Source organism: Pseudomonas sp. AGC41, from assembly GCF_057334555.1.
In genome coordinates this window covers 1-10930 of the sequence record NZ_JBHFJB010000007.1, presented here as the reverse complement: position 1 = coordinate 10930, position 10930 = coordinate 1, and the positions used below count along the sequence as shown (strand labels likewise).

At 61.2% G+C, this 10930-nt stretch carries 10 protein-coding genes and 5 tRNA genes; 11 read left to right on the top strand and 4 right to left on the bottom strand.

The genetic code is table 11. From position 1 onward, the window contains the following. Positions 1-292: 292 nt before the first annotated feature. Positions 293-1354: an AI-2E family transporter gene (locus ACE04F_RS01050; protein ID WP_486104154.1), complete on the top strand. Its 1062-nt coding sequence runs from the start codon at positions 293-295 to the stop codon at positions 1352-1354. Here ACE04F_RS01050 and ACE04F_RS01045 read toward each other — a convergent pair. From ACE04F_RS01045 to ACE04F_RS01035, 3 genes are all read right to left on the bottom strand, one after another. Then, the gene (locus ACE04F_RS01045) at positions 1351-1533 is read right to left on the bottom strand and encodes a hypothetical protein (protein WP_305495849.1); all 183 of its coding nucleotides are present in this window, start codon (positions 1531-1533) and stop codon (positions 1351-1353) included. The two genes, ACE04F_RS01050 and ACE04F_RS01045, sit on opposite strands and share 4 nt — an antisense overlap. Positions 1534-1622: 89 nt before the next feature. Beyond that, positions 1623-1817, bottom strand: a complete 195-nt coding sequence (locus ACE04F_RS01040; RefSeq protein WP_305495847.1) for a hypothetical protein — start codon at positions 1815-1817, stop codon at positions 1623-1625. A gap of 255 nt (positions 1818-2072) precedes the next feature. Next, a tRNA-Asn gene (locus ACE04F_RS01035) sits at positions 2073-2148 on the bottom strand. Between the two features lie 233 nt (positions 2149-2381). On the opposite strand from ACE04F_RS01035, the gene ACE04F_RS01030 reads away from it, so the two are divergent. Then, complete coding sequence (locus ACE04F_RS01030; protein WP_305495845.1) at positions 2382-2609, top strand: hypothetical protein; 228 nt, start codon at positions 2382-2384, stop codon at positions 2607-2609. Between the two features lie 243 nt (positions 2610-2852). Here the strand turns inward: ACE04F_RS01030 and ACE04F_RS01025 are convergent, their stop codons facing one another. Further along, positions 2853-4049, bottom strand: a complete 1197-nt coding sequence (locus ACE04F_RS01025) for an amino acid aminotransferase (protein WP_486104151.1) — start codon at positions 4047-4049, stop codon at positions 2853-2855. A 332-nt stretch (positions 4050-4381) separates the two neighbouring features. On the opposite strand from ACE04F_RS01025, the gene uvrB reads away from it, so the two are divergent. The 9 genes from uvrB (at position 4382) to ACE04F_RS00980 (ending at position 10839) form a co-directional block, all read left to right on the top strand. Beyond that, a complete protein-coding gene (gene uvrB / locus ACE04F_RS01020) occupies positions 4382-6397 on the top strand; it encodes an excinuclease ABC subunit UvrB (RefSeq protein WP_486104149.1) in 2016 nt (671 codons plus the stop codon). Positions 6398-6625: 228 nt separating this feature from the next. Beyond that, positions 6626-8107 carry a glutamate--tRNA ligase gene (gene gltX / locus ACE04F_RS01015; RefSeq protein ID WP_486104147.1) on the top strand — a complete coding sequence of 494 codons (1482 nt, stop codon included), beginning with the start codon at positions 6626-6628 and terminating at the stop codon, positions 8105-8107. Positions 8108-8253: 146 nt separating this feature from the next. Continuing rightward, positions 8254-8329, top strand: a tRNA-Ala gene (locus tag ACE04F_RS01010). A gap of 78 nt (positions 8330-8407) precedes the next feature. Then, a tRNA-Glu gene (locus tag ACE04F_RS01005) sits at positions 8408-8483 on the top strand. Positions 8484-8539: 56 nt separating this feature from the next. Beyond that, positions 8540-8615: transfer RNA gene (locus ACE04F_RS01000), tRNA-Ala, on the top strand. A 76-nt stretch (positions 8616-8691) separates the two neighbouring features. After that, a tRNA-Glu gene (locus ACE04F_RS00995) sits at positions 8692-8767 on the top strand. A 179-nt stretch (positions 8768-8946) separates the two neighbouring features. After that, the gene (locus tag ACE04F_RS00990) at positions 8947-9486 is read left to right on the top strand and encodes a TetR/AcrR family transcriptional regulator (protein WP_305495839.1); all 540 of its coding nucleotides are present in this window, start codon (positions 8947-8949) and stop codon (positions 9484-9486) included. Between the two features lie 27 nt (positions 9487-9513). Beyond that, the gene (locus ACE04F_RS00985) at positions 9514-10347 is read left to right on the top strand and encodes an alpha/beta fold hydrolase (protein WP_486104145.1); all 834 of its coding nucleotides are present in this window, start codon (positions 9514-9516) and stop codon (positions 10345-10347) included. A gap of 45 nt (positions 10348-10392) precedes the next feature. Then, positions 10393-10839: an acyl-CoA thioesterase gene (locus ACE04F_RS00980; RefSeq protein WP_486104144.1), complete on the top strand. Its 447-nt coding sequence runs from the start codon at positions 10393-10395 to the stop codon at positions 10837-10839. Positions 10840-10930: the final 91 nt, after the last annotated feature.

Here is a 10930-nt window from a genome sequence, read left to right as displayed (position 1 = left end):
GTGGCGAGGGAGCTTGCTCCCGCTAGGCCGCGAAGCGGCCCCAGAGCTGCCGCATGCGCAGCGTCAGACACACCGCATCCGCAGATTTACGACTGCTTCGCAGCCGAGCGGGAGCAAGCCCCCCCCCCACGATTTGATCTCAGGCAGGCAGCTTGCGCGCATCGCGCATCAACAGCCCGAACCACATTCCCATCCCCCGGCGCGACCTCGAATGCCGGCATACGGCAGACGCGACGGCACTCCGGCGAGTCCTGGCGGACTAACGTCTATCTGCCAATGACATGGAAAGCACATGAACCGAAAGAACCTCCAAAACAAGTCGCAGATGCTGTTGCTGATCCTGGTCAGCATTGCCTTCGTCTGGATTCTGCTGCCGTTTTATGGGGCGGTATTCTGGGCCGTCATCCTGGGCATCGTCTTTGCGCCGCTGCAACGTCGCTTGCAGTTCAAGTTCGGCTGGCCGCGCAATGTCACGGCACTGTTCACCCTGAGCATCTGCGTGGTGATCGCCATTTTGCCGGTGATCGTCATCAGTACCTTGCTCGTTCAGGAAGGGGCGGCGCTGTACAAGAGCCTGGAAAGTGGCGAGCTGGACGTCGCCGATTACCTGGCCCGCTTCAAGGAGGCGTTGCCGCCGTTCTTCCAGAATCTGCTTGACCGTTTCGGCCTGGGCAACCTGAGTGGCTTGCGGGACAAGATCGTCAAGAGCGCCATGCAGGGCAGCGAATTTTTCGCCACCCAGGCGTTCAGTTTCGGCCAGGGTACGTTCCAGTTCCTGGTGAGCTTCTTCGTGATGCTTTACCTGCTGTTCTTTTTCCTGCGTGACGGCGCGGAGCTGGTGCGCAAGGTACGCTCGGCCGTTCCGCTGGCCGAGCACCAGAAGCGCCGCCTGCAACTGAAATTCAACCGGGTGGTGCGGGCGACGGTGAAGGGCAATCTGTTGGTGGCGATCACCCAGGGCGCCTTGGGCGGCCTGATTTTCTGGATCCTGGGCATCCCGACGGTGCTGCCGTGGGCGGTGCTGATGGCTTTCCTGTCGCTGCTGCCGGCGGTGGGGGCGGGCATCGTCTGGGTGCCGGTGGCGGTGTATTTCCTGCTGTCGGGGGCGATCTGGCAGGGCGTGGTGCTGGCGCTATTCGGGGTCTTCGTTATCGGCCTGGTGGACAATTTCCTGCGCCCGATCCTCGTCGGTAAGGACACCAAGATGCCCGACTACATGGTCCTGATTTCGACGCTCGGCGGGTTGGCCGTATTTGGCCTCAATGGTTTTGTCATCGGGCCGCTGATCGCCGCGCTGTTCATGTCCTGCTGGGCGCTGTTCGTCGAGGGCAAGCCGCGGGTGCAGTTGCCCTAGGCGCTCAACAGGTACGGACCGATACGTTGCGACAAGGCCTGGGCGGCGGGCAGGGACGTCAGCGGACCGCTGACGGTGACGCCGTCCTGCACCAGATACCAGCAAGCCAACAGTCCGCGCTCCCGAAGTGGGGCGGGGACGGCGCTGCCGATGACAGACATGATTTGAACCTTGGGCATGGGAAACCTCCATCAGTGGATGGGGGTACCTTACGTCTCATGCGGGATGGGGAAAAATCAACCGCTTCAATAGTAGGAATCGATGCTGCTCAATCGACCACCAGGTCGAGCATGTGCACCACTTCCTGTTCATTGAGCAAGCCCTTGCGAACCAGGTTTTCCGCGAGCAGGGAAAGGAACTTGGCGCTGCGGTGGCCCTCCAGGTGCTTGAGCTCGGTCAGTACGTTGTAGACCTTGCTGGAAGTGCACAGGCCGACGATGCGGTGAGGATTTTGTGTAGGCATGGCTTCGTCCTTGTTGTTATGAGCTGCGGCGGCGGACATCGACAGTTTGCGGCACTGCGATGACACGCTCGTGACAGCTTGAGTCGTCGAAAAATGAAGCAGGATTCAGACCATAGTGCCTGGTTGGCGCCAGATTATTGTTCCGGTAGCGACCTCAGCCAGGCGGTATACGGCGATCAGTCGCCGTTTGGCTGAAAAACGCCCACAAAAAAAGCCCCTGGATCTTTCGATTCAGGGGCTTTGATTATTGCTGTCTGGCTCCACGACCTGGACTCGAACCAGGGACCCAGTGATTAACAGTCACTTGCTCTACCAACTGAGCTATCGCGGAATGGCGCGTATGTTACTGATTGGAAAAGAGAAGTCAAGCATCTATTGCGCACGGAGCGGCCTGAAGCCCAGCGGTGACCCATCAACGATTGGCAGTTACCGCGACGGCGAGAGAGGGCTACCATGGACGCCCGGAAGTGGCAGGACGCGCTGCCGGCCATTCGCCGACATCAAGGGACGCGCCATGAACCATCTGTTACCACTTCACACAATCGATTGCGCCGAGGTGTTCCTGTGAGCACCGCCCAGATCAGTCTGCCCAAGGGCGTGGGGCCTCACGCTGAAAAACTGTACGACGCCATCACCCAGGCCAGCACCCCCGAAGAACTGAACCGCGCTGGTGGCAAGGCCGAGGGTTTTGTCCTGGGGCTCGAAAGTACCAAGGCGATCAAGAGCCAGGTCGCCGAGTCGTTGTATGTCATCTACGACGATGCGGCGAGCCAGCGGGCGACGGAGCTGTAGGCTCGACAAAAGTGTCGTGCTGGATGCTTTTTGTGGTCTTGCTTTTTGTGGCGAGGGAGCTTGCTCCCGCTGGGTTGCGCAGCAGCCCCAGGCTGTTCCAACCAACCAGGCTGATATCCCGCGGTGGCTGATTTTGGGGCTGCTCTGCAGCCCAGCGGGAGCAAGCTCCCTCGCCACGGGGGGCGGTTTCAACCGAAAAAAAACGGGAAGCTCAATGGCTTCCCGTTTTTCATTCATCGAGCTTCAGATCACCTGGACGATGGCCTTGGTCACCGCATCGATGTTGTTCTGGTTCAACGCGGCCACGCAGATGCGGCCGGTGTCCAGGGCATAGATGCCGAACTCGTTGCGCAGGCGGGTCACTTGTTCAACGGTCAGACCGGAGTAGGAGAACATCCCGCTCTGGCGGGCGACGAAACTGAAGTCGTGGTGCGGCGCGGCCTTGGCCAGCATGTCGACCATCTGCTCGCGCATGCCACGGATGCGCAGGCGCATTTCGGCCAGCTCTTCTTCCCACTGTGCGCGCAGCTCGGGGCTGTTGAGCACGGCGGCAACAATGCTGGCGCCGTGGGTCGGCGGGTTGGAGTAGTTGGTACGGATCACACGCTTGACCTGGGACAGTACGCGGGTGCTTTCTTCCTTCGACTCGCTGACAATCGACAGCGCGCCGACACGCTCGCCGTACAGGGAGAAAGACTTGGAGAACGAGCTGGAGGCGAAGAAGGTCAGGCCCGACTCGGCGAACAGGCGCACGGCCGCCGCGTCTTCGTCGATGCCTTTGCCGAAGCCCTGGTAGGCCATGTCCAGGAACGGCACATGGTTCTTGGCCTTGACCACTGCCAGGACATTTTTCCAGTCTTCCGGGCTCAGGTCGACGCCGGTCGGGTTGTGGCAGCAGGCGTGCAGCACAACGATCGAACGGTCGGGCAGGGCGGTGAGGTCTTCCAGCAGGCCGCTGCGGTTCACGTCGTGGGTGGCGGCGTCGTAGTAACGATAGTTCTGCACCGGAAAGCCGGCGGTCTCGAACAGTGCGCGGTGGTTTTCCCAGCTTGGGTCGCTGATGGCCACGACGGCGTCCGGCAGCAATTGCTTGAGGAAGTCGGCACCGATCTTCAGTGCGCCCGTGCCGCCCACGGCCTGGGTGGTGATGACGCGGCCAGAGGCGATCAGCGGGGAGTCCTTGCCAAACAGCAGGGTCTGGACCGCCTGGTCGTAGGCAGCAATGCCGTCGATCGGCAGGTAACCACGGGAAACGTGCTGAGCCACGCGAATCGTCTCGGCTTCGACCACGGCGCGCAGCAACGGAATGCGCCCTTCCTCGTTGCAGTAAACACCTACGCCCAGGTTGACCTTATTGGTACGGGGGTCGGCGTTGAAAGCTTCGTTGAGGCCCAGGATGGGGTCGCGTGGTGCCAATTCGACAGCGGAAAACAGGCTCATTATTGCGCGGCTCTGAATGGAGGGTGAGAGGACGTGTCGCGCTCCAGCCGAATGCACTAGAGCGGTGCACAAACGGGGAGCTAGTATAGAGGCCATCACCGGACAGGGCGACAGGCTATTCGGCGTTTAGCGTAAGTATTTTCGATTTTTTTCGACCGTTAGTCCCTTCGCAGCGTCAAAGTCTGCAAGGCGTGTAGGACGTTCGTCTTGAAAGCGAAGGCAATCACCTCCACATTGTGTGCATTCCAGCTTTTTCCTCGGGCGACGTCAGTCGTTTCGGTCTTTCTCGTTCCTGTCGCCTGGCCGACGGGAGTGAACCCAGGGGTTATGTCATGTCTGAATTCCAGCTAGTCACTCGCTTCCAGCCCGCCGGCGACCAGCCGGAAGCCATCCGCCTGATGGTCGAAGGCATCGAGGCCGGGCTGGCGCACCAGACCTTGCTCGGTGTGACCGGCTCGGGCAAGACGTTCAGTATCGCCAACGTGATCGCCCAGGTGCAGCGGCCCACCCTGGTGCTGGCGCCGAACAAGACCCTGGCGGCGCAGTTGTATGGCGAGTTCAAGGCGTTTTTCCCGAACAACGCCGTCGAGTATTTCGTCTCCTACTACGACTACTACCAGCCTGAGGCTTATGTGCCTTCGTCGGACACCTTCATCGAGAAGGACGCCTCGATCAACGACCACATCGAACAGATGCGGCTGTCGGCGACCAAGGCGTTGCTCGAGCGCAAGGACGCGATCATCGTCACCACGGTGTCGTGCATCTACGGTCTGGGCAGCCCGGAAACCTATCTGAAAATGGTCCTGCACGTGGATCGCGGCGACAAACTCGACCAGCGTGCCTTGCTCCGGCGCCTGGCGGACTTGCAATACACCCGCAACGATATGGATTTTGCCCGGGCCACGTTTCGGGTGCGCGGCGATGTGATCGACATCTATCCGGCCGAATCGGACCTGGAAGCGATTCGTATCGAGCTGTTCGATGACGAAGTGGAGAGCATCTCGGCGTTCGATCCGCTGACCGGCGAGGTGATCCGCAAGCTGCCACGCTTCACCTTTTATCCCAAGAGCCACTATGTGACGCCGCGGGAAACCCTGTTGGGCGCCATCGAGGGCATCAAGGCCGAGTTGCAGGAACGCCTGGAATACCTGCGTTCGAACAACAAACTGGTGGAAGCCCAGCGTCTGGAGCAGCGGACCCGGTTCGACCTGGAAATGATCCTGGAGCTGGGCTACTGCAACGGCATCGAGAACTACTCGCGCTACCTGTCGGGTCGTCCAGCGGGTGCGCCGCCGCCCACGTTATATGACTATTTGCCGGCCGATGCGCTGTTGGTGATCGACGAATCCCATGTCAGCGTGCCTCAGGTCGGCGCGATGTACAAAGGCGACCGTTCGCGCAAGGAAACCCTGGTGGAATATGGCTTTCGCCTGCCCTCGGCGCTGGATAACCGGCCGATGCGCTTCGACGAATGGGAAAGCGTGAGCCCGCAGACGATTTTCGTCTCGGCCACGCCCGGCAACTACGAAGCCGAGCATGCCGGACGGGTGGTCGAGCAGGTGGTGCGGCCGACCGGGCTGGTGGACCCGCAGGTCGAGGTGCGCCCGGCGCTGACTCAGGTCGATGACCTGCTCTCGGAGATCACCAAGCGCGTGGCGGTGGAGGAGCGGGTGCTGGTGACCACGCTGACCAAGCGCATGGCCGAAGACCTCACCGACTACCTCGCCGACCACGGCGTGCGGGTGCGTTACCTGCACTCGGATATCGACACGGTGGAACGGGTCGAGATTATCCGCGACCTGCGCCTGGGCACCTTCGATGTGCTGGTGGGGATCAACCTGCTGCGCGAAGGCTTGGACATGCCGGAGGTGTCGCTGGTGGCGATTCTCGACGCGGACAAGGAAGGTTTCCTGCGCTCCGAGCGCTCGTTGATCCAGACCATCGGTCGCGCCGCGCGTAACCTCAACGGCCGGGCAATCCTGTATGCCGATCGCATCACCGGCTCGATGGAGCGCGCCATCGGCGAGACCGAGCGCCGTCGCGACAAGCAGATCGCTTTCAACCTGGCCAATGGCATCACGCCCAAGGGCGTGTTCAAGGACGTCGCCGACATCATGGAAGGCGCCACCGTGCCCGGTTCGCGCAGCAAGAAGCGCAAGGGCATGGCCAAGGCCGCCGAAGAGAGCGCCCGCTACGAGGCCGAACTGCGCTCACCGAGCGAAATCACCAAGCGTATCCGGCAGTTGGAAGAGAAGATGTACCAGTTGGCTCGGGACCTGGAGTTCGAGGCGGCGGCGCAGTTGCGTGACGAGATCGGCAAGTTGCGTGAGCGGTTGCTGACTGTCTGAGTATTGCAGGGCCCCAGGGCCTCTTCGCGAGCAGGCTCGCTCCCACAGTAAACCGAGTCGTCCGAACTGGATGCGGTCCAGTGTGGGAGCGAGCCTGCTCGCGAATGGCGCGACTCGGTCTGACGACTGGCCACACAAATCCCGCGCTCACTGGAGCCCGCACACCATCGCCTGTTACCATTCGCCCCCTGTTTCATCTTCGCTTTTATATTCTTTCCGAGACATGCCATGACCACCGTCCGTACCCGCATCGCGCCTTCGCCTACCGGCGATCCCCATGTCGGCACCGCTTACATCGCCTTGTTCAACTATTGCTTTGCCAAGCAGCACGGCGGTGAGTTCATCCTGCGGATCGAGGACACCGATCAGCTGCGTTCGACCCGCGAGTCCGAACAGCAGATCTTCGACGCCCTGCGCTGGCTCGGCATCGACTGGAGCGAAGGTCCGGATGTCGGCGGGCCGCACGGTCCGTACCGCCAGAGCGAGCGTGGCGAGATCTACAAGCAGTACTGCCAGCAATTGGTGGACATGGGCCACGCCTTCCCTTGCTTCTGCACCGCCGAGGAACTGGACCAGATGCGCGCCGAGCAAATCGCCCGGGGCGAGACCCCGCGCTACGACGGCCGTGCGCTGCTGCTGTCGAAAGAAGAAGTCGAGCGTCGCCTGGCCGCGGGCGAGCCTCATGTGATCCGCATGAAGGTGCCGAGCGAGGGCGTCTGCGTGGTGCCGGACATGTTGCGTGGCGATGTCGAGATCCCGTGGGACCGCATGGACATGCAAGTGCTGATGAAGACCGACGGCCTGCCGACGTACTTCCTGGCCAACGTGGTCGACGACCATCTGATGGGCATCACCCATGTGCTGCGCGGCGAAGAATGGCTGCCGTCTGCGCCGAAACTGATCCTGCTCTATGAGTACTTCGGCTGGGAGCAACCGCAGTTGTGCTACATGCCGCTGCTGCGTAACCCGGACAAGAGCAAGCTGTCCAAGCGCAAGAACCCGACCTCGGTGACCTTCTACGAGCGCATGGGCTTCATGCCCGAGGCGATGCTCAACTACCTGGGCCGCATGGGCTGGTCGATGCCGGACGAGCGTGAGAAGTTCTCGCTGGAGGAGATGGTCGAGCACTTCGACCTGTCCCGCGTCTCCCTGGGCGGGCCGATCTTCGACGTCGAGAAGCTGTCCTGGCTCAACGGCCAGTGGCTGCGCGACCTGCCGGTGGAAGAGTTTGCCGCGCGAGTGCAGAAATGGGCGTTCAACCCCGAGTACATGATGAAGATCGCCCCGCACGTGCAGGGCAGGGTAGAGACCTTCAGCCAGATCGCGCCATTGGCCGGGTTCTTTTTTGCCGGCGGCGTGACCCCGGATGTGAAGCTGTTCGAATCGAAGAAACTCTCCGGCGATCAGGTGCGGCAGTTGATGCAATTGATCCTGTGGAAACTGGAAAGCCTGCGTCAGTGGGAAAAGGACAGCATCACCGCGACCATCCAGGCGGTGGTTGAACACCTGGAGCTGAAATTGCGCGATGCGATGCCACTGATGTTTGCCGCGATCACCGGCCAGGCGAGTTCGGTGTCGGTGCTCGATGCGATGGAAATCCTCGGGCCGGACCTGACCCGTTTCCGTCTGCGCCAGGCCATTGATCTGCTCGGTGGCGTGTCGAAGAAGGAGAACAAGGAGTGGGAAAAACTGCTGGGCGCGATTGCCTGAGCGGTCGATGGAACAAGGCATACCCCGGTTTTCCGGGGTTTGTCGGTAAGTGATTGTTATCCCGGCAAAAAATTTTCAATTTTGTTGAAAATAAATTTGACAGCCCTCGGATACGCCCTTAAGATTCGCCCCGTCCTCAGCGATGAGGGGCTATAGCTCAGCTGGGAGAGCGCTTGCATGGCATGCAAGAGGTCGACGGTTCGATCCCGTCTAGCTCCACCAATTTACACTTCAAGACCTGGCCACACTGGTTTTGAAGCGATCAACACTCAGCGTTGATCAGATGTCAGAAGGGTTTGCGTCCCCTTCGTCTAGTGGCCTAGGACACCGCCCTTTCACGGCGGTAACAGGGGTTCGAGTCCCCTAGGGGACGCCAGTTTTACAGAAGCGATGTTGCAACACGATGTCGCTCCGCCGCGAGGCGAAAAATCCGGGGCTATAGCTCAGCTGGGAGAGCGCTTGCATGGCATGCAAGAGGTCGACGGTTCGATCCCGTCTAGCTCCACCAATTTACACTTCAAGGTCTGGCCACACCGGCCTTGAAGCGATCAGTTCTCAGCGCTGATTCTGTTCAGAAGGTTTGTGTCCCCTTCGTCTAGTGGCCTAGGACACCGCCCTTTCACGGCGGTAACAGGGGTTCGAGTCCCCTAGGGGACGCCACGATTACCCGCTCTGCGGGATTTTATAAGGGTCATTCAATTCTTGAATGGCCCTTTTGTTTGTCTGGCGTTCAGCCAATTCCCTTATCCTCGATGAATCCTTCCGACCAGCGGTGAAGATTTCGCTTGCGGAAATTTATTATGGGAATAATATTTCAATCGTAATATTCGGAGGCAACGATGAGCGATAAAAAAGCACAAACCCGTGAACGCATTCTCAAGGCCGCCAGCGATGCGCTGATCCAGCGCGGGCCGGCCGAGCCGAGCGTGGGCGAGGTGATGGGCGCGGCCGGGCTGACGGTGGGCGGTTTTTATGCCCACTTCGAAAGCAAGGACGCCTTGATGCTGGAGGCGTTCAAGCAACTGCTCAATCGCCGCCGTGGCTTGATCGCCGACATGGATGCCGAACTGACAGGCGAAGAGCGGCGCGCATTGGTCGCGGCGTTCTATCTGTCGCGCAAGCATCGTGATTCCACCGAGCAGGCCTGCCCGATCCCGGCCTCGGTCGGTGAGCTCGGGCGACTGCCGGACGCGTTTCGTGAGGTTCTCAGTGAGCATATCGAGCTGATGGTCGCGCAGTTGGCCGCCAGCCCCGAGGATGCGGACAAAGCCCTGGCCGACATCGCCTTGATGGTCGGCGGCCTGGCCCTGGCCCGAGCGTTGGGCCCGGGCGAGTTATCGGATCGTTTGCTGCGCGCCGCCAAGTCGGCGGTGCGCTGAGCTAAGGCGCAAGCCCTGGAGATGAGCATGGACAGGTTGAGCTGGATTCGTGGTGTCAATGGCACGCTTGGCCGGATAGCCCCGCGCCTGGTAGCGAAACAAATGCGCAGGGTGTTCATGAGTCCTCGGGCCCTGCCGCCGCGGGACTGGGAGCTGCCATTGCTGGCCTCGTCCGAGCGCATCACCTTGCGCTTCGGCCTGTCTGCGTTGCGCTGGGGCAAAGGCCCGGCGGTATTGCTGATGCACGGCTGGGAAGGGCGCCCGACGCAGTTCGCGGCATTGATCAATGCGCTGGTGGACGCCGGCTACACGGTGGTGGCGCTGGATGGGCCGGCCCATGGTCGCTCGCCGGGTCGCGAGGCCAATGTGTTGCTGTTCGCCAGGGCGATGCTCGAAGCCGCAGCCGAGCTGCCGCCGTTGCAAGCGGTGATCGGCCACTCGATGGGCGGCGCCAGTGCCATGCTGGCGGTTCAGCTTGGGTTGCGGACCGAGACACTGGTCAGCATCGCCGCGCCGGCGCGTATCCTCGGCGTCCTGCGTGGCTTCGCCCGGATGATGGGGCTGCCGCCCAGGGCGCGTTCGGCCTTTATTCGCCAGGTGGAGCAGGACGTCGGCATGCAGGCCTCGAAGATGGATGTCGCGCAATATCAGTTGGATATTCCGGGCTTGATTGTCCACGCCGAGGACGATACGTCGGTATCGGTCAAGGAATCGCAGCTGATCCATGAAGCCTGGTTCGACAGCCGCTTGCTGCGCCTGGGTCAGGGCGGGCATCAACGGGTACTGGCCGATCCCCGGGTCATTGATGGTGTGTTATCACTGTTGGCCGGACGCAGCCTGCAGGCGCGGCAATCGGCCTGAGCTTCCGGTACACTGCGCCGATCCAAATTCGACCGGGAGACGGGCATGGGCTGGGATCGGGCAACGCCGTTCATCATTGATCTTCAGGTGAATGCCGAAGACATCGACGGGCTGGGCCACGCCAATAACGCGGTGTACGTCACCTGGCTGGAACGCTGCGCGTGGCGCCATTCCCAGCGCCTGGGCCTGGACCTGGTGGAGTACCGGCGGCTTGATCGAGCCATGGCGGTGGTACGCCATGAAATCGATTACCTGGCGGCAGCCTATGAAGGCGACGAACTGCAGTTGGCGACCTGGATCGTCGACTGGGACCAGCGGTTGAAAATGACCCGACACTTTCAATTGGTTCGCCCCAGTGATAACGCCACGTTGCTGCGCGCCCAGACCACTTTCGTCTGCATCGAATTGTCCACCGGCAGGCCCAAGCGCATGCCGCCGGAGTTTATCGAGGGCTACGGCCCTGCGCTGAATCCATCCGGCATCCTTATATAGACTGACCCACCGCTATCGCGAGCAAGCTCGCTCCCACAGTGAAATGTGGTGCACTCAGGCTTTATGGGCACCCTCGAACCCTGTGGGGGGG